The 23,336-nt window shown below is 46.7% G+C and carries 22 protein-coding genes; 7 read left to right on the top strand and 15 right to left on the bottom strand.

Translation table 11 applies throughout. The annotated features are described in order from the left end of the window. Positions 1-232: 232 nt before the first annotated feature. The gene (locus O3Q51_16120; protein ID MCZ4410343.1) at positions 233-2,131 is read left to right on the top strand and encodes a T9SS type A sorting domain-containing protein; all 1,899 of its coding nucleotides are present in this window, start codon (positions 233-235) and stop codon (positions 2,129-2,131) included. Between the two features lie 60 nt (positions 2,132-2,191). Here O3Q51_16120 and O3Q51_16115 read toward each other — a convergent pair whose 3' ends face one another. From O3Q51_16115 to fabF, 6 genes are all read right to left on the bottom strand, one after another. Beyond that, positions 2,192-2,698, bottom strand: a complete 507-nt coding sequence (locus O3Q51_16115) for a VOC family protein (protein ID MCZ4410342.1) — start codon at positions 2,696-2,698, stop codon at positions 2,192-2,194. Between the two features lie 46 nt (positions 2,699-2,744). Then, a complete protein-coding gene (locus O3Q51_16110) occupies positions 2,745-3,212 on the bottom strand; it encodes a tRNA (cytidine(34)-2'-O)-methyltransferase (GenBank protein ID MCZ4410341.1) in 468 nt (155 codons plus the stop codon). Between the two features lie 40 nt (positions 3,213-3,252). Then, positions 3,253-4,275 (bottom strand): adenosine deaminase, encoded by a 1,023-nt coding sequence (locus tag O3Q51_16105; protein MCZ4410340.1) that lies wholly within the window; start codon positions 4,273-4,275, stop codon positions 3,253-3,255. Between the two features lie 72 nt (positions 4,276-4,347). Further along, positions 4,348-5,097, bottom strand: coding sequence for a DUF6090 family protein (locus tag O3Q51_16100; protein ID MCZ4410339.1), 750 nt, complete (start codon positions 5,095-5,097; stop codon positions 4,348-4,350). A 54-nt stretch (positions 5,098-5,151) separates the two neighbouring features. Then, entirely contained in the window at positions 5,152-5,349 is a 198-nt protein-coding gene (locus O3Q51_16095) for a hypothetical protein (protein MCZ4410338.1), read from the bottom strand. A gap of 118 nt (positions 5,350-5,467) precedes the next feature. Beyond that, positions 5,468-6,709, bottom strand: coding sequence for a beta-ketoacyl-ACP synthase II (fabF, locus tag O3Q51_16090; protein ID MCZ4410337.1), 1,242 nt, complete (start codon positions 6,707-6,709; stop codon positions 5,468-5,470). A 317-nt stretch (positions 6,710-7,026) separates the two neighbouring features. Here fabF and O3Q51_16085 point away from each other — a divergent pair, with 317 nt between their 5' ends. Beyond that, positions 7,027-7,620 (top strand): trimeric intracellular cation channel family protein, encoded by a 594-nt coding sequence (locus O3Q51_16085; protein ID MCZ4410336.1) that lies wholly within the window; start codon positions 7,027-7,029, stop codon positions 7,618-7,620. 216 nt (positions 7,621-7,836) lie between these two features. Beyond that, entirely contained in the window at positions 7,837-8,367 is a 531-nt protein-coding gene (locus tag O3Q51_16080) for a hypothetical protein (protein ID MCZ4410335.1), read from the top strand. Between the two features lie 12 nt (positions 8,368-8,379). Here O3Q51_16080 and O3Q51_16075 read toward each other — a convergent pair whose 3' ends face one another. From O3Q51_16075 to O3Q51_16055, 5 genes are all read right to left on the bottom strand, one after another. Then, a complete protein-coding gene (locus tag O3Q51_16075) occupies positions 8,380-9,282 on the bottom strand; it encodes an ABC transporter substrate-binding protein (GenBank protein ID MCZ4410334.1) in 903 nt (300 codons plus the stop codon). 98 nt (positions 9,283-9,380) lie between these two features. Next, a complete protein-coding gene (locus O3Q51_16070; protein MCZ4410333.1) occupies positions 9,381-10,721 on the bottom strand; it encodes a DUF3570 domain-containing protein in 1,341 nt (446 codons plus the stop codon). Positions 10,722-10,743: 22 nt separating this feature from the next. Beyond that, a complete protein-coding gene (locus tag O3Q51_16065; protein ID MCZ4410332.1) occupies positions 10,744-10,956 on the bottom strand; it encodes a DUF4266 domain-containing protein in 213 nt (70 codons plus the stop codon). Continuing rightward, the gene (locus O3Q51_16060) at positions 10,953-11,933 is read right to left on the bottom strand and encodes an FAD:protein FMN transferase (protein ID MCZ4410331.1); all 981 of its coding nucleotides are present in this window, start codon (positions 11,931-11,933) and stop codon (positions 10,953-10,955) included. The genes O3Q51_16065 and O3Q51_16060 overlap by 4 nt, the downstream gene beginning before the upstream one ends. Position 11,934: 1 nt before the next feature. Further along, positions 11,935-12,375: a thioredoxin family protein gene (locus tag O3Q51_16055; protein ID MCZ4410330.1), complete on the bottom strand. Its 441-nt coding sequence runs from the start codon at positions 12,373-12,375 to the stop codon at positions 11,935-11,937. Between the two features lie 249 nt (positions 12,376-12,624). Between O3Q51_16055 and O3Q51_16050 the strand changes: the two genes are divergently transcribed. The 3 genes from O3Q51_16050 to O3Q51_16040 all read left to right on the top strand — a co-directional run bounded on the left by O3Q51_16050 (position 12,625) and on the right by O3Q51_16040 (position 18,679). Further along, positions 12,625-13,023, top strand: coding sequence for a hypothetical protein (locus tag O3Q51_16050; GenBank protein MCZ4410329.1), 399 nt, complete (start codon positions 12,625-12,627; stop codon positions 13,021-13,023). Positions 13,024-13,086: 63 nt separating this feature from the next. Next, positions 13,087-17,403: a CusA/CzcA family heavy metal efflux RND transporter gene (locus O3Q51_16045; GenBank protein MCZ4410328.1), complete on the top strand. Its 4,317-nt coding sequence runs from the start codon at positions 13,087-13,089 to the stop codon at positions 17,401-17,403. Between the two features lies 1 nt (position 17,404). Further along, positions 17,405-18,679, top strand: coding sequence for an efflux RND transporter periplasmic adaptor subunit (locus O3Q51_16040; GenBank protein ID MCZ4410327.1), 1,275 nt, complete (start codon positions 17,405-17,407; stop codon positions 18,677-18,679). Here O3Q51_16040 and O3Q51_16035 read toward each other — a convergent pair. From O3Q51_16035 to O3Q51_16025, 3 genes are all read right to left on the bottom strand, one after another. After that, positions 18,676-19,170: a hypothetical protein gene (locus tag O3Q51_16035; protein ID MCZ4410326.1), complete on the bottom strand. Its 495-nt coding sequence runs from the start codon at positions 19,168-19,170 to the stop codon at positions 18,676-18,678. The two genes, O3Q51_16040 and O3Q51_16035, sit on opposite strands and share 4 nt — an antisense overlap. Before the next feature lie 67 nt (positions 19,171-19,237). Continuing rightward, positions 19,238-19,651: a VOC family protein gene (locus O3Q51_16030; GenBank protein MCZ4410325.1), complete on the bottom strand. Its 414-nt coding sequence runs from the start codon at positions 19,649-19,651 to the stop codon at positions 19,238-19,240. Beyond that, positions 19,651-20,610, bottom strand: a complete 960-nt coding sequence (locus O3Q51_16025; protein MCZ4410324.1) for an NAD(P)-dependent alcohol dehydrogenase — start codon at positions 20,608-20,610, stop codon at positions 19,651-19,653. Before O3Q51_16025 ends, O3Q51_16030 begins: the two co-directional genes overlap by 1 nt. Positions 20,611-20,891: 281 nt before the next feature. Here O3Q51_16025 and O3Q51_16020 point away from each other — a divergent pair, with 281 nt between their 5' ends. After that, positions 20,892-22,247, top strand: a complete 1,356-nt coding sequence (locus tag O3Q51_16020) for a T9SS type A sorting domain-containing protein (GenBank protein ID MCZ4410323.1) — start codon at positions 20,892-20,894, stop codon at positions 22,245-22,247. 125 nt (positions 22,248-22,372) lie between these two features. On the opposite strand, the gene O3Q51_16015 is transcribed toward O3Q51_16020, so the two are convergent. Next, entirely contained in the window at positions 22,373-23,329 is a 957-nt protein-coding gene (locus O3Q51_16015) for an endonuclease/exonuclease/phosphatase family protein (GenBank protein MCZ4410322.1), read from the bottom strand. Positions 23,330-23,336: the final 7 nt, after the last annotated feature.

The following is a 23,336-nucleotide window of genomic DNA, read 5'->3' as shown; positions in this document are numbered from 1 at the left end:
ACTGACACTTTCCTATTTGTCAATTGAATAGCACCTGGATTAAACTGGCTTTTTCCTTTGCAGGACCACTTATCCATTTAATTCATATCCGGCATTTTCAGGATGCTGCCGAAAAAAGGCTCGGATACACGTTCACCTTTTCTGCGATGGCTCGATGAGTAGAGCAAAGAGTGATGGCTAAAACGAAAAACCCATTTCTCGATACAATCATTTCCTACCAAAACAATGTATTATGAAAAACATTTACGCTTTATTATTCGTCTTGCTCGCAGTTACCGCAAACGCTCAAACTAAAACATGGATATCCGATGATGGCGGGGTCTGGCATGACGAAACCAAATGGGCTCCCGAAGGAGTTCCAACGGTAAACGATAACGTAGTCATCCCATCCAATGCCACATTAGATATCAACGAAAATGCTGTATGCAATATGATTACGGTGAATGCAGGGGCTACAATGGACATCAATGCTAATCTCGCCTTTGTTGAGAGTTCGATTTTTGCGGCCGGATCGGTTGTCGATCTGGTGACAGGAGACATCGTTTTTGGTGGGAATGGCGTGTTAACCGTCGCAGGAATGCTCAACGTAACCAGCGATCTGGAAAAAGGAATGACCGGAAACGGAATTTTGGACGTTACCGCGCCCGGCTCCATCAATTTCGAGGAAGGAGGCACCGGCACATTTAGCTTGACAGGTAACGTTGTCTTGAAAATCAGCCCAACAGGAGTTATGAATATCGATGAAGACCTCACCATTACTGCGGCGGGATTCTTGAGCAACTACTCCTTGACCAATGAAGGAACCATCAATAAAACAGGCGGAACCAACACCGCGATCATTGCGGTTCCGGTTATCAATACCAATGGCGAATGGAACATTACCAGCGGTACCGTTGATATCACCTCTCAGATAACAACCCAAGGAGCTGTCTTAAACATAGCTGAGTCTTCTGAGATGATTTGGAGTAATTTACTTAAGACCCTTGAAGGCGATCACACAGGAGAACTTGAAGGACCGCTAACCGTCAATAGCAACCTCAGGATTTTAGATGAGACATCCGCTTCTTTTAACTTTTCGGGGAACGGACAAGTGGCATGGGACGGTGCAAGCCAAGACTTCACGGGTGTACTAAACAATTTTTCGACGATCAATGTAACGGGTGGAAGCTCGATTCTCGGTAGTACATTAGTTAACCACGGGGTGTTAAACATAAATACTGAAGAAAATTTTGTTCTATCACAAGGCACTGTGCTGGATAACCAAGCAGATGGAATCATCAACGTAAATCAAAGCATGGCCATATCGGGCTCTTTCGCTGCAGCCAATCTTTTGAATACCGGGCAAATCAACTTTCAAGCCGGCGAAGGATTCATTTCCGTAGCAGCAAATGTGAATAATATAGAATCAGGAGTAGTAAATCTCGGAAATGATTCTGTTTGGTTCGGTTCGGAATACAATGGAAATGGTGAACTGAGAGGCGATGGCACATTCAATATAAATAGCAATAACAGTGCTTTGGAAGGAGATCTCTATCCTGGAGAAACAGTGGGAAGCATCACCTATTCGGGCAATAACCTGACAACATCGGCCGAAGCTGTTTACCACCTTGATATCAATGGCACTACTCCTGAGACAGAGCATGACGTATTCATCATCGATGGAGATAACCTTTCTCTATTTGGAACCTTCGATATCAACCTCGGGTATAGCCCCCAACTCGACGATGAATTTGTGGTGATGACTTACGTCGATACCACTGTGGCTGATCTTCCCTCCACGGTAGAAGCAGTCTACGAAGGAGATACATTCACTTTTGATGTGGATGTAACCGACACGGACGTGACGCTTAGAGTGTCAAACATCGTCCTCCGTACGGAAGACCTGACTGCTGCCCTACCCGATTTGAAGGTAAGCCCCAACCCGAGCAACGGCCGATTCCAATTGGCTTTCGGTCAGTACGTGGAAGACCTTACCATAACGGTAAGAGACATAACAGGCCGCACGGTATCCAGTCAAACTGCCAATGGCAGAGAAGTAATCTTCTTAGAAATTCAAGAAGCGCAAGGCATCTACTTGGTGCACATCATTGCTGATGGAAAACAGGCTGTTCGCAAAGTGATCAAGGAATAAAAAAACAACTAAACATGAATCAGCCCGACGTGATACCAGCGTCGGGCTTTTTTTAGCCTATTACTTTTGGTAAGCACCCGAAGAGTAGGTCAACTCGTAGCTGTGGGTGTAGATTTCGAAGACTATCCCGAATGGATCTTCGACGTAAACCATTTTAAATGGCTTTTCATCGGGGTAGTATTCCCGAATGGGCATGCGTTGTTTTCCTCCGTGCTCCACGATTTTTTTTGTCAAAGCTTCGATCTCTGGATCTTGCACACAAAAGTGGAAAAGACCGGTGTTGAAAGGGTTAAAAGCCGGCGCTTCTTTTACCCCGTGAGGAAATGAAAAGAGCTCAATTCCAATTCCATCCGACGTAGACATGTGGGCAATCTCAAACTCTTCCCAGTCATCTCCAAATACATCGATGCACATTTGGCCAATAGCAGTCTCCTTCTCCTTCTTCACCTTCGACGGGGCCATGATGGTATACCAGCCCATCACTTCCGAGTAGAACTGAACGGCTTTATGTATGTCGGGAACGGTAATTCCAATATGGGAAAATGATCTGGGGTATGCTGGTTTCATGGCTATTTTGTTTTTATGACAAATTGATCTTCACGCAAGATATCACTTACAATGGCCTCGACAACCCTAAATTTCTAATGCCTTCGTAAACGACTATGCTGACTGAATTGGCCAGATTAAGGCTTCGAATGTGCGGGCTGAAAATGGGGATTTGGTAGACTTTAGAAGAGTTTGCCGCTACCAGCTCTTTAGGTAGCCCCATTGATTCCTTTCCGAAGATCAGAAACATCTCGTCTTGGTAATCGATGGAGGTATAGTCCTGAGCTCCGTGACTTGAGAAGAAAGCGAATTGCTTGCCTTTGTTTTTCTCAAAGAAATCGTCAATACTATCGTAGATATGAAGGGTGATGTGCTGCCAGTAGTCGAGGCCAGCCCGCTTAACCCTCTTATCATCCAGCTCAAAGCCGAATGGCTTGACGAGGTGCAAGCTCGATCCCGAAGCCAAACTCAAGCGACCGATATTCCCGGTGTTTGTTGGAATCTCAGGTTCGATAAGTACAATGTTGAATCCCATTTTCTGTAGTTAATGCAAATGAAAGGCTCCGCAACGAATCTTAATTAAAGGAGTCGAAGTAATTCTTTACCTGAGCAATGTGTTTCTCTTTTTCTTCAGGAGTCAACCAACTGGCTTTAAAAGCATTGATCGCCAATTGCTTCAATTGATCCTTACTTAAGTTCAGCGCCTTTGCGGTTTCGTAGTAATTCTCGTTCATGTAGCCACCGAAGTAAGCGGGATCATCCGAGTTGATCGTTGCCAACACTCCTTTCTCTAGCAAATTGGCCACCGGATGATCTTCCATTCTTTTAATCACCTTGAGTTGAAGGTTACACAAGGGGCACAAGGTTAAGGGCATTTGAAGTTCAACCAGTCGTTCCACCAGTTTTTCGTCATCCAAACAGCGGTTTCCGTGATCTACCCGTACTACATTTAGCAAATCGAGGGCTTCCCAAATGTATTCTGCAGGCCCCTCCTCTCCTGCGTGCGCCGCCAACTTGTAGCCATGAGCAGCCGATGCCTTGAAGACCCTCGTAAATTTGCTCGGCGGGTTACCGCGCTCTGCTGAGTCCAAGCCTACACCGGTTATCCATTCTTTGAAAGGCAAGGAGGCTTCGAGTGTCTTAAAGGCCTCTTCTTCGCTCAAGTGGCGCAGGTAGCACATGATGAGTTTGTAAGACATGTTCCATTCGCTCTTGGCTTTCTCCAGCGCTTTGTGAATGCCGTTGATCACCACATCGAAAGGAACACCTCTTTCAGTATGAGTTTGCGGATCGAAAAACACTTCTACGTGAACTACATTTTGGCTGTGTACTTTAGTTAGGTATGCCCACGTCAAGTCGAAAAAGTCTTGCTCGTGAATCAGTACTTGAGCACCTGTGTAGTAGATGTCCAAAAACTCTTGGAGATTGTTGAAAGTGTAAGCTTCCTTCAGCGATTCAATGGAATCGTAAGCAAGGGCGATGTTATTTCTCTTGGCAATCTCAAACATAAGTTCGGGCTCAAAACTCCCTTCGATGTGCAAGTGGAGTTCGGCTTTTGGGATGCCTTGAATGATATCTATAAGTTGGGATGTGAGCATATAATTTTCAATTGAAATGGATGAAAGTGAAATTGAAGAAAAGAGATTGGCAAAAATATCTGAAGAATTTGATCATCGTTCCTTCAAATCATAAGTCTCATTTAATGAATCTATTAAGTCATCAGCAAGACTCAATTGCTTCCTATACTCCATTTCCGCTTTGGTTCTGTATGTCTTTATGGCGGATGTGAGATTGATGAATTCATTGACTGATGCCGGTGGAATATCCATAATCAGCTCTCTGGTCTGTACATGATTGAAACGAATATCTGCGATGGCTTGCATACTCATACCCTTCCAGGCAATGTCTGCGATGAGCCAAAGTGTTTTGTCCTCAGCATCTGTCCAATAGGCCAATTTCTGCAACTGCATATCATACCCATTTAGCTGATTGGCTATGGATTGATCAAAAAGTTTGAGGGACCCGGACGTGACGATTTGCTTGTAAGTACCCGTTGTAGGAAAAAACGGATTTGATTGCCCGGCAGTGTTTAGGCTTCTATAAATGCCTTCCACATCCCAATTTTCTTGAGGCACTGATAAGAGTGCCAATAGAGTATCACAACTGCTTATTTTCTTTTGGCTAAATTCCAAAGCACCTTGCAAAAACTCAACGTCCTTATTCAAATCTTCCTTGAGAGAATTGGCCAAGACCGTCACAGTCTTCAGCTCTTTTTTTTGCTCGTTCCAATTGTTGATCTGAAGAGCGATCAGTATGCCAATGACCACTAGTACGATTTCACCGATGGCATAGAGCATATACTTCGAAAACCTGCTCTCTTTAATCATTCGTTGTCGGATGTGTCGGAAGAATTTGATCATTGATTGTCTACTTCAATTTTGATGTGTGCGTTATACCCGGCAAAATTGATAGGATTAGCCCTCACCTGCCTTTCCGTCACCGTCAATGTCCTTTACCAAATGTGTTTCCAGCGCCATCAGCGTCTTTTTGAGCAAGGCCTTGGTCGTTGCCAAATCTTCTTCCAAAAGCTTTACGCGCTCCTCAACACTACTCGTCTGCTCCTTTTGCTTTTCCAGCTCATCTTCTTGCAATAAATCCCAGAATATTCCCATGGTATACTTTTTTAGCTATCCGAATGTACTATGGCTCCATTTGAAACGGATCAAATAGGACAGTCATCTTCCGAATTTTTTTCAATGCGTAAAGTACGTACTTCGAAGCTTATATGGACTAGATTCCCTTAAACACCAATATGGCGTTGTGGCCGCCAAAGCCAAAGGTATTGCTCATGGCGGCATTGACTTGATGATCGATGGCTTCCCCCAATACAATGGATACCTCTCCCGGTATTTCGGGGTCCTTCTCAGTGGTGTTGATGGTGGGCGGTATGATGTTGTTCTCGATGGCCTTCACCGAAAGGATAGCCTCCACAGCTCCTGCAGCACCCAAGAGGTGACCGGTCATGGATTTGGTTGCGCTCACTTTCAGGTTGGCGTAATTTCCACCGAAAACGGTTTGCATGGCATTGATCTCACTCAAGTCTCCTACCGGAGTTGAAGTGGCATGCACGTTCAGGTAGTTGACCTCTTCGGGGTTGAGTCGGGCTTCTGCCAATGCAGACTGCATGGCATGCGAAGCTCCTAAACCTTCAGGGTGAGGAGATGAAATGTGGTAGGCATCGGCCGTCATAGATGCACCGACTACCTCGGCGTATATCTTAGCGCCGCGCGCCTTGGCGTGCTCGTATTCTTCGAAGATCAAGGCACCTGCCCCCTCGCCCATCACAAAACCATCGCGCTGTGTGTCAAAGGGGCGGGAAGCACCTTGCGCATCATCATTTCGCGTCGACATGGCCTTCATGGAATTAAATCCACCCACTGAAGCTTCAGTAATGGCCGATTCAGAGCCTCCTGTCACAATCACCGTAGCTTTTCCCAAACGGATGTAATTAAAGGCATCCATAATGGCTGAACTCGCCGAAGCACATGCCGAAACGGCCGTATAGTTGATGCCCATCAAGCCAAACTTCATCGAGATTAACCCCGACGCCATATTGGTGAGAATCTTTGGAATCAGAAACGGACTGAAGCGCGGTATCATGCCGCCATTCACATAGTTTTGTACCTCAGTCTCGAGCACGTGCATTCCACCCTGACCGCAGCCCCAAATTACCCCGACGTCAAATGGCGATAAGGTATTCAAGTCCAATCCGCTATCTTCCAAGGCCTCTGCACTCGCGCACATTCCGTATTGGGTAAAAAGGTCTGTTCGCTTGATCTCGTTGCGGTCCAAGTACTTGGTAGGGTCATAATCCTTCAGCTCGCAGGCAAATTTGGTCTTGTAGTGCTCCGCATTGAATTTGGTGATAGGCCCTGCACCGCTTTTTCCCGCTACGGAGTTTTTCCAAAACTCTTCCAGTGTATTTCCGATTGGCGTCAACGCGCCCATTCCTGTTACCACTACCCTTTTCATAAGAATCTAGATATTTGTCGGTGTCTTGTACCGTATTCTTTTTTGATTTTCGCCATAGGTGACGAAAACCACTCTTGTTGCTGTCTGTTTTCAGGCACAAAGTAAGCGACTTATTGCGGAACAGGTGCTCTTGTGATGGCAGTTGTCAACCAAAGGCTTTTAACTAGTCAGTGATGTGAATATCGTTTTAGAAAACAAAAAAGAACCATGCTCTGACAAAGTCTTCGGAGAGTCAATAAAAAGTGTTCATCCAAGACGGACAAAGACTTGGTATTTATTGAGAAGTAAATGGCCATCTTTGCACCCCAAAAATGGAGATACTCTACTACATTGACCTTCTGGGAACAGCCGTGTTTGCAATCTCGGGAGCGCTCACTGCTTCAGAGAAGAAACTTGACTTCTTCGGCATTAGTTCCGTTGCATTTATCACCGCATTGGGCGGAGGTACCTTAAGAGATGTATTGCTAGGCTCCACTCCCGTTGGGTGGATGAAGGAGATCAACTACTTGCTTATGATCGTTGTGGGAATAAGTGTTGCCTTACTTTTCAGAAAATACGTCCAAAAGCTTCGGAAGACCTTTTTTCTATTCGATACCATTGGAATCGCCGTCTTTACCATCTTGGGTCTTCAAAAAGCGCTCAACGCGGGCGTTTCACCTGCCATCTGCATTATGATGGGAATGATCTCTGCTGTTTTCGGAGGTGTAATCCGCGATGTGGTTTGCAATGAAATCCCACTCATCTTCCGCAAAGACTTTTACGCTGTGACTTGCTTGTTGGGTGGCTGCTTCTACTTCCTCTTAAAGGAGTTTAACCTTACCCCTGAGATCAATATTATCCTGGCCTGTTCGAGCATTGTGGTCATCCGAATATTCGCCGTTCGCTACAAGTGGCGGCTATCTTCGTTTTAGTTGCTCTTCAGCTCATAAGGCCTTCACCCTTGTTGCTTATGCTTGATTTGCCAACTCATTGGCAGATTGGCTTTAGCCCGAAATAGTCGGTAAGTAGCGTCTCAATCTTAATGAAAAATTGGCTTTTTTTCGCCGAAAGGAGTTGCTATGTTTGAATCATGCTAAACCTACATCAACCCCATTTGAGACAACATTTGGACACTTAAAACGATCGACATGAAACAGTTACTATCTCTTTTCCTTATTCTCTTCGCAAGCCTCTGTTTTGGTCAAACGGAGCCAAAAGACGGCCGAAACGGCCTGAATGAAGTGAAGTTTAATATCGGATCTGCCATTTTTGAACTCTTCGAATTCAGTTACGAAAGAGTTCTCAATAACGATATGGGCATAGGCCTTTCGGCAAATTTTCTGACCGAAGAAGGCGTAAACTACCGAGGTGCGATCTTACCCCATTTTCGTTTTTACCCATCAGAAAGACTGATCGCATCGGGATTCTTTCTCGAAGCTAATACGGGGGTGATATTCTCTGAGAATGACAATACCATTTTCATTGATGACAACGGAAACGCAACTTACTCGGATGAATCTTACGTTTCTTTTGGTTTGGGAATAGCCGTAGGTGGAAAATTCGTCTCCAAGACAGGTATATTCGGCGAAATCTACGGTGGTATTGGCCGCGAATTTCTCGATGAATCGTTTATTGAAGTCTACCCTAGAGTGGGGCTCAATTTCGGATACCGTTTTTAGACGACAACTTTCCTAAAGCAACTCGTTTGTCACTATGTGAGATACTTCCAATTGAATGGATTCCAGTTTGTTTTGATACACCCAATCCAAGAAGTCGGAAATAACTTTTTCATTCATAGTGCCCCAATCTTTGCCAAAAGCGAGATTGGAAATTTCCAATGCTTTCATCAAGTCGATCTTCTCGTCTTTTTCAGGCACGAATGATTGAAACAAGTCAACCGCTTCTGCGGGATTTGTTTGACAAAAACGGAAGCCCTTTTTGCTCGCCTCCACAAATGCTTTGTAAGCCTCTCTATTGGCGCCAATCTTCGCCTCACTGGCCACCAGCAGCGGAGAATATGAATAAGGAATTCCGTAACCGGCCATTTTGAAGTAATTGAGCTTGGCTCTGAGAGCTTCAGCCTCCACTCCTTCCCAATTCAGGAAAATCCAAGTCGAATCAAAGGTTTTGTTTATGATCGTTTCCCAAATACCGAGTTTGTTGGGGTAGCCAATTTTGATGCTGCCTTCTCCCCCATCATTGCGCATCATTTGCTTTACGATACCGTCTTCATAGCGAGCTTCGTAACTCGCATAGCTCTTGCCGTCCAAGTCTTTCGGAGAGTCAATACCCTCTCCTGCTCTTACGGCTATGGCGCTCAGGTCTTTTTGAAAAACAGTCGCCACTCCTATCAAATCAAAGGGCGTAGACTTGGTGCGGTAGCTGATCACACTTTCGGTGGGGCATAGCGCAAAGTCGGCCTCGCCTTTCTCTACCTTCTTGGCGGGAGTTACCGAATAGTTATCGGCAGCAGGGTCGATGATCTCCACCTCCAGTTCTCTCTTTTTATAGAAACCTTTCTCACGGGCTACGAAAAAGCCGATGTGGTTAATGTTTGGTGTCCAATCGAGAGCTAACGTTACTTTATTTTCCATCTTCACTAAGGCGTTCCTTTTAGCGGATGCAAGTATAGAAGAAAGTTTTGAGAGGATCAGGCGCAGTCTTGTGGCTAGGTTCAAGAAAGGATCACTCATTAATCCACCACAAACTTCACCCCTGCTGTAATGATGCTAGAGCTAAAGGTGGTATTCCGATCGTATTGGTAAAACTTCAGGTCGATGCTCTTCAGTCCCAGCTTGCCCAGATGAAAATCGGTAAAGATATCGGTATAGGATATGCCGAATCCATACTGGTTGGCATTGTATTCCGAAAGGTCGTAATCAGAGGTATAAAACTCGTCGGTAGAAAGCGCCTCCTTGAATGGATTGAAGTAATCTGCCGCGGTCTGATTGTAAAATCGATAAGAGGGATAGAGGGTAAACTTGTTCGAAATCTTGATCGGCACCTCAATGCTGGCCGTGTGGGAGGTGATTCCCCAATCGTCGTAGTAATATCTGTAGAAGGTGCGCACGGTAAGCCGCTCACCGACAAACCAATTTAAGCGCCCGCCAACGGCCACTTTGAAGCGGCTGTCGGGTAGTCGTTCCACATCTCCCGCCAACTGGAAATTGTCGATAAACGAATCGGCTACATCGGCGAAGTAAACCCGCTGAAAAGGCGTTGATAGCAATCCTTGCTGTTGCACAACATCGAGAGCCAGCGAACCGTGTACGTTTTTGTGGAGTATCTGCGAAAAGCCAAACCCCAGCGAATAGGAATTGCGCTTTTCGTCGGCAAACTCCGTAAAGTCGGGAGCGTAATTCTGATTACCCGTGATGGTGTTTCTGCTAAAAAAGGCATCATTCAATCCACTACCGCCTTCACCGAAAGGTCTCAGCTCATAGGGATAAATGGCGTTCCACTTATCAAGATATACATTTCCATGTACGCTCACTTCCGTGTTTTTCTCGTTAAAGAGGCGCGTGTAGCTTCCGCCAAAACCAGCCGAGGTATAATCAAATTCTGAGGATATGGATGCCTTGGCCGACCAGATTTGGTTTCGATCATCAGAGCTGTGGCTGTAGCTTGCCGTAAGGTTGGTCCACACATCCCCCGCCGATGCACCCGACGAGGCGACAAAAGGATCGGCCTCACCACTCCCGAATGGGTTGACATTGCTCGAAGAAGCAGAGGTATACGCCGATATGCCCGCATCGATGGTCAAGACGTCGTCGTCGTTCAGGGGAATGGAAACCACCAGCGTTCCCGTCACATCGGTGAGTTCTTCGGTTCCGATTCCACCGCTTACGGCAGCATTGTCGCCGCTTTGGGTGTAGTAGCTCGTGAGGAAGTCCACCTCGGTGGTTTCGAGCACGCGCTTCTTGTACACCTGAGTCGAGTCAGGTGGATCCGCAAGATTGATGGCTTTCGCCGAAAAGGCAAAAAGTAAGAGACAGGGCAAAAGGAGGTAGCGAAGTTCTTTCATAGGCTGCATAGATGAGTGGCTTTCGTTTGGATTAGTTGCAGCCGCAGCCGCCTCCTGTTTTGCCACCATTTGCTCCGGCTGCTGCTTCTCGATACGAGTGTGCCGTGGTGAGATTGCGGTCGCAAGGCTTGTCGCTCAAGGCCATATCAGGATCGTTGATGTTGACCTTTTCGTATTCCTTCACCACCACACAACCCGTGAAGAGGCAAATGAAAACCGCGGGAACCAGTAATTTCTTGATCATAACTTGTCGATTTCTATGTTTTCTGAATGGGTGATGTTTCCTTTTTCATCGATGATGATGCACTCAATATTCGGTAATTGATTGATGCGATCTAGCCCTACCTCCTTGCCCATAACAAAGACGGAAGTGGCTAAAGCATCGGCCAGCTCGGCCTTGGGGGCAAATACGGTAACGCTGATAAAGCCAGTCGCGGGATAACCGGTGCGTGGGTCAATGATGTGCGTATAGCGTGTACCATCAAACTCGACGTACTTCTCGTAATTTCCCGAAGTCACCACGGCGCCATCTTTAATGGGCAGCAGGGCAAATACCTTGTTCTTGTCCATCGGGTTGGTGATGGCCACTTTCCACTCTCTTCCGTCGGGTTGCTTTCCCCAGGTGTTCATATCGCCCGAGGCATTGATGATTCCCGAGACCACGCCCTGCGACATCAGTAATTCCTTTGCTTTATCGGCTGCGTATCCTTTGCCAATGGCACCAAAACCGATTCTCATCCCCTCATTCTTCAAGAAGACGGTTCCCTTTTCTTTGTCCAGCAAAATATCGCCGTAACCCACTTTCGCTACCGATGCTTTGATCTCCTCTTCGGAAGGTATTTCGGTCATGCTGCCGTCAAACTTCCAGATGCGGTCCATCGAGGCATAGCTGATGTCAAAGGCCCCGTCGGTGAGATTGGAAATGGCGAGGGCTCGTTCGATTAAATCGAATAGCTCCCGATCAACTGTCACGGGTTGAATGCCCGCATTTCGGTTGATGGCAGACGTTTGGGAATTTTCATCCCAAGAAGAAATGAGTTTCTCGATACGGCCGATCTCGTCAATGGCCGTGGAGATGTATCCATCGGCCTCCACCGAATCTTGCGCTACCACGGTAATTTCAAACTTGCTCCCCATCAATTTGAGGGTGCGCTTGAAAGGCTGTTGGGCCACGCAGGCAATTCCAATCAGCACGGCCGAAAGGGTGACGAGACTTTTCACCTTACTGGATAAAAGCATTCAACTCCTTAATGTACAAATCGGGTGTTGTTTTTTTGTAGCCCGTTTCGCCCAAGACTTTTCCGTTGCTATCCATCAATACAACGAAAGGAAAGATTCCTTGGGTGTTGTATTCCTCCGCCAGAGCGGCATTGGCTTTTGTTTGTTCTTCCGAGAGGGCATTCGCTTTCCTTCTCGGAAAATCAGCTTGCAGCATCACGTAATGATCGGCAGCGTATTCCTTAAAGACATCCGTGCTCCAGATCTCACGGTCGAGCTTCATGCACGGCGCGCACCAGTCAGACCCTTGAAAGACGAGTACGATTGACTTATGTTCTGATGAAGCCATTTCCTTGGCTTTGGCAAAATCAGTATGCCAGTCTTGTGCGAAAAGTGAAGTGAGGCCGAGAAAGCAGGCTACAAAAAGTACTAGTGTTTTATTCATGATTAGTAGAGTGTACTGGCATAACGCTTACTCTTTCAAGATGGTATACGTTATTTGACTTATGTGATTCTTGTCACATACTAAGCTGATAGATGGGGTGAATGTGATAAAGAATTAGTAAGAATACCCAAAATTAGTGAGATTACCTCAGGGTGGCAACTTAGCAACAAAGGAGCGATCTCACCAAAGGTATACCCCGAGGAGCGGTTACTCACTTTAGGAGACTGTTTTGCCATAACCGACACAAAATTGCCTCGCACAAAAACGCATATCAATCTGAAAAAATCTACCTTTGAGGCAATGAATGCGCTTCGCCACATCTTCATAACCTTGGCAGTCCTGATATTTTTGGGGCATTCTTTCGTGCCGCACACCCATGAGGATGAAGGCCATGATGAAGGTCTTCACCAACACAATGAAGAGCACAATGGATTGGGTGATCTGATCGCCTGCTTCTTTCAGGTTGACCACGAAAGCGAAGACTTGGACAATTTCTTTTCTCCAGATCTGAACCCGTCCATAGCGACAAACGGCTATGCTGTTATCCCACAGACTTACTTCGTTCAAAAGCCTCTCGCTTTTGAATCGGTGGTACCCTCCGCTCCCACACTCGGGACACATTTCCTGCGTGGACCGCCATTGGCATAAAATGAATTGTCAGCCACCGAGCTGATTCTCCTTTCGTTTTATCCACCCATTATCTATTCTTACATGATTCAAAGAATCATCACTTTTTCCGTCAGGAATAAGTTTATCGTAGGCCTATTTACGCTGGTCATAGTGATCGCGGGAATTTGGAGCATCACCCAAGTGCCCATCGATGCCGTACCCGACATCACCAACAATCAGGTGCAAGTGCTCACTCAAGCGCCCAATCTCGGTACACGAGAGATGGAGCAATACGTGACCTACCCCATCGAAATTGAGATGGCCAACCTACCCGGTGTGGTGGAGATCCGATCCATTTCGCGGTTTGGACTATCGGCCGTTACCATCGTTTTTGAAGAGGACATGGGCACTTACCTGCCGCGCCAATTGGTAGCTGAGAAGCTAGGCAGGGTGAAAGATGAGATTCCCGAAAACTTCGGCCAGCCCTTTATGGGGCCCATTTCTACGGGCTTGGGAGAAATCTACCAGTACACGCTGGATGTCGATCCCGCTTACGCCGACACCTACGACGCCACCGAACTGCGCACCATCCAAGACTGGATCATCCGTCGGCAAATGGCAATGGTGCCGGGCGTAGTCGAGGTCAACGCCTTTGGCGGGTACAAAAAGCAATACGAGGTAGCCGTGAGCACCGATCGACTCAAGTCGATGAATGTGACCATTGATGAGATTTTCGCGGCATTGGAAAACAACAATTCCAGTACGGGCGGTGCCTACATCGAGAAAGACCACATGGCCAACTTCATCCGTGGCGAGGGACTGGCCACGAGCCTCGACGATTTGCGCGAAACGGTTGTTACCAATCACAATGGCATTCCGATCACCATCGACGATGTAGCCGAAGTACGCTACGGGCATATGATGCGCTACGGTGGCTTGACCAAAAACGGTCAGGGAGAAGCGGTAGGCGGAATGATCATGATGCTCAAAGGCGCCAACAGCAATGACGTCATCGCCGATGTAAAGGAGCGCGTAGAGAAAATACAAAAGTCGCTCCCCGAGGGAATCACCATCAAACCCTTCCTAGACCGCAGCGACTTGATAGGCCGCACCACCGATACCGTTACCACCAACCTAATCGAGGGTGCCTTGATTGTCATCTTCGTCTTAGTTTTCCTTCTGGGAAATTGGCGCGGTGGACTTATCGTGGCCTCGACCATCCCTCTGTCGCTGCTCTTCGCATTCATCCTCATGTACATCTTCGATGTATGGGCCAATCTGATGAGCCTCGGTGCCATCGACTTTGGTATCATCGTAGACGGTGCCGTCATCATCGTCGAAGGAACCGTATTTGTCCTCCACGATAAATTGCTGAAAGGCAAAAGCCTCGACAAAGAAGAGCGCAACAAAACGGCCATCGAATCATCGGGAAAGATGATGAACTCTGCCTTTTTCGGGCAGTTGATCATCTTGATCGTATTCATTCCCATCTTGGCATTGGAAGGCATCGAAGGAAAGATGTTCCGGCCCATGGCCTTGACCTTTATGTTTGCCATGATCGGGGTCATGATCCTCTGCCTCACCTACGTCCCCATGATGTCGGCGTGGTTTCTGCGTGTCCGCAAAACGGATAAAATAACCTGGGGAGATCGCATCGTTCTCAAAATTGAACAAGTCTATGTACGCTTGTTGGAGCCTGCGCTCAAGCGGTCTTCGATTGTGATCATTTCAGCCATTGTCATGCTGGCTCTGGCAGTATTTGCCTTTAGCAGAATGGGTGGGGAATTCATCCCGCAACTCGATGAAGGCGATATAGCTTTTCACACCATTTTGAAGCCCGGCAGCAGTTTGACGGAAGTCATGAAAGCCACCACCACGGTAGAGAAAACCATCTTGGAGAATTTTCCCGAAGCGTTGGAAGTCATCTGTCGAATCGGAGTTTCGGACGTACCTACCGACCTGATGCCCATGGATGCAGCCGACTGTTTTATTATTCTCAAACCAAAGGAAGAATGGGAATCGGGCTTGTCCAAAGCGGAGCTGGTGGACAAAATCAAGCATAAACTGGAGCAACTCCCTTCCTTGAGCTTTGAGTTTACCCAACCCATCGAGATGCGCTTCAACGAATTGATGACGGGCGTTCGGGAAGATGTAGCCGTGAAGGTTTTTGGCGAGGACTTGGACGTCTTGGCTCAGAAAGCCGATGAGATTTCGGCCATCATAGCCAATGTGGAGGGCATTGGCGATATGCGGGTAGAAGCCACTACGGGTCTTCCGCAAATAACCATTTCATACAACCGCGAGAAGCTGGCCCAATTCGGACTTCAAATCAGCACCGCCAACCGAATGATCCAAAGTGCCTTTTCGGGAAGCACGGCAGGCGTCATCTTCGAAGGAGAGAAACGCTTTGATCTGGTGGTTCGGCTAGCCGAAAACCAGCGCAGCAGCATCGAAGATGTGAAGGACTTGTTCGTCAATTTGCCCGACGGAAACCAAATTCCGCTAAGTGAAGTGGCCACTATCGAATACGAAACCGGGCCAATGCAAATCAGCCGAGACAATACCAACCGCAGAACCTACGTAGGTGTCAACGTGAGGGGCCGCGACATCCAGACCTTCGTGGAGGAAATTCGCGAAAGGCTCGATGCCGAATTGGAATTGCCTCCCGGCTATTACCTCCGCTATGGCGGTACTTTCGAAAATTTTGAACGCGCCACCAAGCGACTGCGACTCCTAGTACCCGTGGCCTTGGCTCTGATCTTCGTACTCATCTATTTCGCATTGGGATCCATAAAAGAAACGGCCATGATTTACATCGCTATTCCCCTCGCCGCAATCGGTGGCGTATTTTCGCTCTGGCTCCGTGATATGCCCTTTAGCATCTCGGCGGGAGTTGGTTTTATCGTCCTCTTCGGAGTAGCTGTCTTGAACGGGCTCGTTCTGATCAGCGCCTGGAAAGAGCTGAAAGAAGAGGGAATCACCGATCTCAACGAACTGATTACCAAAGGAGCCCGCCGACGAATCAGACCGATTCTTCTCACCGCCCTCACCGATATTTTGGGCTTTCTGCCAATGGCTTTATCGACATCGGCAGGTGCCGAAGTGCAGCAACCGCTCGCCACGGTAGTGATCGGTGGAATGGTCTCGGCTACCCTACTCACGCTATTCGTTCTGCCCATCCTCTACCGCTGGCTAGAAAGAACGAAGCCCATCGGGATGACGGGCATGGCCACGGCTGTCTTATGTTTGGGAATCACCTTCTCGGCTTCCGCCCAAACGGTGGAGAACCCCATTCCATTGGGATTTGAAAACGCCGTAGAGAAATCCCTTTCGGGATATCCGGAACTCAAAGCAGCGCAGCTCCAAGTCGAGAATAGAGAGGCTCTGAAAAAGACCTCGCTCAATCTAGGACAGACGGGTGTTTTCACCGCGGGTGAAGAGATGCAAGACGGTGAGGGTGTCGTTACCATCATTGGATTTCAACAGCAAAACATCGACCTGTTTGGGATTCCATCCAAATCGAAACTGCGGCAACGCGAGATTGAGCTGGCAGAGGCCGAACTCAACCTCACCGAACAGCAATTGACCTATCAGGTGAAACTAGCCTACGCACAGCTCTATGCTGCGCAAAAGCGATCCGACCTTTACGAAAGCTTGGACAGCTTGTTCGTCAAATTTGAAAGAGCAGCTAAAGTACGTTACGAAACAGAAGCCACCTCGAAGCTGGCCTATTTGGCTGCAGCCAATCAAGCCAAGCAGATGACCATAAGCAAGCAGCAATCAAATCGCGATCTGCAAGTGGCGCTGGCACGATTCAACCGCTGGTTCATTGGTGATACCATCTACGCTGCTGCCGCGGAATGGGAAATCGGCGTGAATGACCCTGCACTCCAAGATTCACTTGGCACCCACCCGCTGATGCAATCGGCAGAGTCGCGTCTTTTGGTAGCCGATCAAACCATCGATATGGCCAATGCACAGCTCTTGCCAAAGATCAATTTGCTCTACGGTGTGCAAGAGATTCAAGGGCAATCGGGTTTTTCGCAATACCAGGCGGGCATTACCCTGCCGTTGTTCTTTTTCAATCAGCAAGGGAAAATTCAATCGGCCAAGATTGGCAGAGCCATTGCCAAGCAAAACCTTTTGCAAACTGAGATGGAGCTTGAAAGCCAATACCTATCGGCTTTAGAAAACTACTTTAAATGGAAAGAAAGCTGGGAGTTCTACCGTACCGAAGCTATGCCACTGGCCCAGGAGCAACTCCAAGGAGCGGCATTGGCCTACGCCGAAGGTGCCATTGATTACGTGGCCTTTTTGCAAAACGCGAAGGACGCCATCCGCTTAGAGATTGGCGCATGGGATGCCTTTGGCAACTATGCCGACGCATTGTTTCAACTAGAATACTACACATCGAAATAAGATGAATAAGAAAAACACACTAGCTATTATCCACCTTTTAGAAAGGTCGAAAAGCCACTATACCATACTACTTTTCACAGTAGCCATGGCATTCGCATCTTGCCAAGAGCAAGATCACGACCACGCCGCTCACGAGGAAGCTGCCCATAGTCAGGTCGATTCCCATGACCACACAGGACACGACCATTCGGAAGAAGGGCACGAAGAAATGGCCGAACTCAACGCTAGCCAAGTGGAATCGCTTGGTTTGAAATTTGGCAAACTGGAACCGCGGAATATGAGCGCCTTTGTGCGCACGAACGGTCGCCTGCAGGTGCCACCACAAAACAAAGCATCGGTTACGGCGATTATCGGAGCGAACATCCAATCGGTCGCCGTAATACCGGGAGAAGTGGTAAAGAAGGGGCAGACATTGGCCACGATAAGCCATCCCGATTTGATCCGTGTTCAAACGGAGTACACCCAACACAGCAACGAATTGGACTACTTGGCAGCGGAGTATGCCCGACAAGAGAAACTTTACCAAGAAGAAGTGGGCTCCGGAAAGGAATTCCAAAAGGTAAAATCGGAATACCTCACCATGAAAGGGCGCGTAAAGGGGCTGGAGTCGCAATTGAAGCAGCTCAACTTAGACCCAAAATCGATCAAGAATGGCGACATCTCCGAAACGGTTTCCATCACCTCTCCCATTGACGGATCGGTGAATGCCATTGGGGTGAATATCGGCCAGTACGTAGCTCCTGAGACGACCTTGTTTGAAGTCATCGACAATCACCATATCCACGTGGATCTTTTGGTTTACGAAAAGGACATTGCCAAAATCGAAAAGGGTCAGGAAGTCCTCTTTCACACGGAGTCAGCACCCGAAACGGAATTTCCTGCAGTGATCTTCGCCGTGGGTACCACCTTCGAGCAAGACTCAAAAGCAGTGAGCGTCCACGCCGAGATTTTAGGTGACAAGCCAAAAGTGCTCTTGCCGGGAATGTACGTTAAAGGACGAATCTTGCTAGCCGCTGAGAATTCGCTCGCAGTACCTGAATCGGCTGTGGTGCGAGACGGTGAGGCGTATATCATATTCGCCGTAGAAGAGGAAATGGAAGGTCGAGAGAAGATGTATCACTTTACTCCAATTGAAGTGATGGTAGGCGTATCGGATAGTGGTTGGACTGAAGTCAAACCGCTAAAGGCAATAGACGAATCTACTCAAATCGTTTTGAACCAGGCGTATTTCCTACTTGCGGAAATGGATAAAGGAGAAGGAGGGCATGAACACTAATTTGAAGTTGTCACGAGCGATCTGATCACTTTCTCAAAAATCGGGCGGTAGTAATCGAAATTGGCTGGCAAAGCCGTGCCTTGGAAAATGTAGTATTGTCCGTCTTTGATGAGCAAATAGGTCAATCTATGATAAGGAACGCCTTCGGTGGTTAAGGTTAAGATTGCCCAACGTGCCCGGACTCCATTTACCGTATCGCTTCCTTGGTCGATGATCTCCGTATCAAAAGTCTTAGGACCATTGAAAGCCAAAACGGTGAACTCAAAAGCTTTCTCCAGATCGGTTTCGGTGGTTTCGTAATAAGTGAAGTCAAGGTACTCTCTTCCACCTTGTGGAGGAACTAGGGCAACGGTGTATCCATCGTCTTCTACCCGCCAATTCTCAGGTACTTCAATGGAAAAAGTGATATCAGGATCTTCGACTGTATGAACAGATTGGCCAAAGAGATCTGCAGTGATGAAAAGAAGGATAAGTAAAAAGAGTTTCTTCACGGAATTGAATTCTGGTTTAGGCGTAGAAATCAAATTTGATACCAAACAAGGGTATTGCAAATTGAACTTAAGCAGATCGATATTCACTAATCTCAAAAAGATGACCATCGGGATCGCGGAAGAAGCAACGCGTTTCCGGTCCTCTTTTATACGGCGGAGTTATGAACGAAATGCCGCGGGATTTAAGAATCTTATAAGACTCCTCACAATCATTTACTCGAATAGTAAAGGAGTGACTAAATGTATTTGGATCAGCAGGTACGCGAAACTGAGTGCCGGGCTTGTCATCTGTTTCACCCGATCCTGTTACGATCAAAATCCATGAGTTCAGAAAGCTCATAACCATTGAATCACCCCCATATTCCCGATATATGGATGCTCCCAGCTTATCGAGGTAAAAGGCCTTCGACTTTTCCATATCACTGACAACGAGAATAGTGGTGAGTTCTGAACCCTCAAATGGATTATCCTTTATGTTCATTATTCCGAAATTTTAATCACCACCTTTCCTTGTGCATCTCCTGCTGCCACATATTTGAGGGCATCGGCTGTCTCTTCTAGTGGGTAAATCCGATCAATTCTAGGCGTGACATTTCCTTTTTCAATCATTTTACGAATGGTCGCGAGATCGTCCATGTCCGGTATGGCGTCGAAGGTGACTACTTTACGGTTATTTAATATACCTCCGAAAGGACTCTGAAGAATGGCGGATGGGCTGAACGCACAGGCCACGTACTTGCCATCTCGGGTCAACATGCGGCGGTAGGTATGTGCAGAATCGTTGGCAACCGTATCAAATATCAGCTCATAGTGATCGTCAGAATCGGAATGGTCCAAATCATCATATGTCATGACAAAGTCAGCACCTAGATTTCTCACAAAATCCATATTATTTTCTCGTGTTACCGCAGTAACCTGAAGGTTGTAATTCTTAGCGAATTGAACCGCAAAATGTCCCACACCACCGGCAGCACCGATGATCATTGCTGATCTATACGAAAGCATCTGTCCCCAGTCTAAAAGTCCTTGAAAAGCAGTTGTAGCAGCCATCGGAACAGCTGCAGCTTCTATGTAATCCAAGTTGCTTGGTTTCAAAGCTATGGCCGACTTGGGTACACACACATACTCAGCAAAAGCACCAAACCCGTATGCTGATAGATCAGCGTAAACTTCCTGACCCCATGTACAACCAATTGCTTCAGGGCCCATAGCATCCACCATTCCCGCAACGTCTATACCAGGCACAGTTTTTCCGGGAGAAAAAATTCCCGTACGGAATCGATTTTTCAAATTGCCGCTGATTAATTGCAGATCACCTGAATTGACAGATGCCGCGTAAACTTTTAATCGGACTTCGTCGGCTTTGGGTTCGGGCTTCTCTCTTTCTTCGATTCGGAGATTGTCAAAAGAACCATATTTATCAAAGACGATTGCTTTCATAGTTGTGTTTGTGCTAAAGTAGTTTATTTGGCTCCATGATGGAATCGATCAAGATAAATTGGGTTATCATCAGAATCTATAAAATGAATCATCTAGTTATTCTGCTTGTCCCAGCTGGATTTTATTCAGGAAATGCCATACACAATTGAATCTTTAATTTGATGTAGTATAACTTTCCGCTATTTATGGGGATTCAGCCAAATAATGATGTAATTAAGATGTAGCCCTTACTAGCGGAAGAGTCCCTATATTGTTCTCTAAACACAAATAAATTTTTGACAATGAAAAAAGTAATTCTACTCTCTTCACTACTTATTGGAGGTGCAGCTTTTGCACAGACCAACCCTATCGATTTTGAACCTGGAGGAAACGGTGCCGACTTTGGTTGGGCCACTTTTGAAGCTCCTGAAGGTTTTGATAACCCAACTTTGACGATTGAAGCAAATCCTGTCACAGATGGTGTAAATACTTCCGCTACTGCTGCAAAATTAGACATCGGATATGGCACAGATGCTCCTTGGGGACAAGCAGGAACTGAAACGGACATTGCAGGAATGGAAATGGGCATTTTCACTTTTGACGAAAACAATAGTGTAGCCAGAATGATGGTTTTTCAAGAAGATTTCGCGGCCCCCGTTGCGTTGAAGTTTGTGAACTCTACATTTGGTTCAGACGGAGACATCATTGTACAAAACGATGTATTCAATGAATGGGTAGAACTAGAATTTGACTTGAGTGGACTTATCTCTTCAGGTGTAGCTCCTTTTTCTCAACTCGTAATTTTACCAAGTTACGGACCAAGAGCTACAGGACACGCAGTCTGGTTTGACAACATCACTTTTGGTGCCGGTGATCCACCGCTTCCGGACCCAATGGTTTCAGCTCCGGATCCAACAATCGATGAAGACCTCGTTCTTTCTGTTTACAGTGATACTTACCTGGTTAATACGGTTGCTGAGTTCAATCTAAATGTTTTTGGAATTGTAGCGACTGAGGTTGACATTGAAAGTGATGGAAATCAAACGGCCAAGCTTGAAAACCTAAACTTTTACGGTGCTCAATGGATTGCTGAAGATATTAATGAGTACGACTTTGTTCACCTTGACTATTACGCAACATCTTCGACAGGTTTTAATTTCTACCTGATTGATCTAACTTCTATGATTCCCGGTGGCTCACCTGACGAACCACGTTACTCTTTCGGAGCAGGCGGAGACGAAGAGATTGTACAAGGCGAATGGGTAAGTGTTGATATTCCACTACAGCACTTCTTAGACCAACCAACAGGTTCTTTCACTTACGACTTGGATGATATTTTCCAGTACAAATTTGATGGTATCGGAACCCTCTTCTTTGACAATGTATACTTTGCAAAAGAGCCAACAGGCGTTAATGATCTAGTATCAAATGGCTTGAGAGCTTTCCCTAACCCTTCTGTAGAAGCTTGGATGATTTCTTCTGATGCGTCTTCTATCAATGAAGTGCGCGTTTACAACGCTCTTGGACAAGTTGTTCTATCTCAAAGCCCTAACGCGAGTATGACTCAAATTGATGCGTCAAACTTGGACAAAGGATTCTACATTGCTGAGATCAGAACTGATCTTGGTATGGGAACGATAAAATTGATTAAAGAGTAAGTTCTTTTTACGATAACCACTCAATCAATACAAAGCACCCGCCGATGGCGGGTGCTTTTTTTATGAATTTGATCGTTATGTGACCCAACCTACATTCTTCCGAGATCAAGCCTTGGTGTTTTCTCTCAAATCAAAAACTCGCCCCATAGCGGCAGATGATCCGACATTCTCCAAGAGAGACTGTTATTGGTGTAGTCCCTGCTCTTCAAGGCTACACGAGTGAAGTCATAAGCTCCACCACGGGCGTAAGTCAATGAGATCTTGTCCTCTCCTGACTCATCCTTAAACCATGAGAGCTGATCGTAATACTTCGCACTCTTCTCATAGATCATTCTCCTCACCGCAGCCAAGTCATCAGGTAGATGGAGGCCCGTAGACACGAATGCTTCGTAACGAGGATCCCCTGCCCTGTCTATATTGAAATCTCCCAGAAGGATGAGGCTTTGATCAAAGGCATTGATGTCTTCAGACCAGTCTTTGAGCCATTGGGCAATGGCAGTAAGTTCGGGCTCGCGGTCCTCAGCGGCTTTACCATAAAGAATATGAGCCGTAACGAGAATGAAGGTCTTTGATCCCGATTTAAAACTCACGGCATAAGGTGTACGAGAAAATTGGCGATTAAAAGCTCCCTCGCTGATTGCCTCTACATCCTCGTTTGGTGTAACCAATTCACAAGCCAGTCCTGACAACTGTACTTTTCTGGTATCGAAGAGGTAAGCCAGGCGCTCATCATTTCCCGATGATCCTTTGCTGACGTCAGTAAGGATAAAGCTCCAATGCGACCCGATAACTTTAAGCATATGCCTCAAGGCCTTTAGCTTTCCGGTGACTTCTTGAATGGCGACAATATCAAAACGCTTTATGATTTCAGCTATGAGCAGAAGCGAATGAAGATCTCTCTTAGGAGTGTGTTCATCCCCATTCCACTCTTCGGTGAGTCCGCCAAACTCGCGAATATTCCATGTTGCGATCAAGATATTTCGATCCAGTTCTTTGCGCGGTAAGTTCAGGTCGAGGTCATTTCTGAGCTCGTTTAATTCGAGTTGCACTTCGGCGGGTGGGGTGTCGTGGATGGTTGGCATGTATTCT

The sequence above is a fragment of the Cryomorphaceae bacterium 1068 genome (assembly GCA_027214385.1).
Taxonomy (GTDB): Bacteria; Bacteroidota; Bacteroidia; order Flavobacteriales_D; family Cryomorphaceae; genus JAKVAV01.
This window is presented reverse-complemented; position numbering and strand designations above follow the sequence as displayed.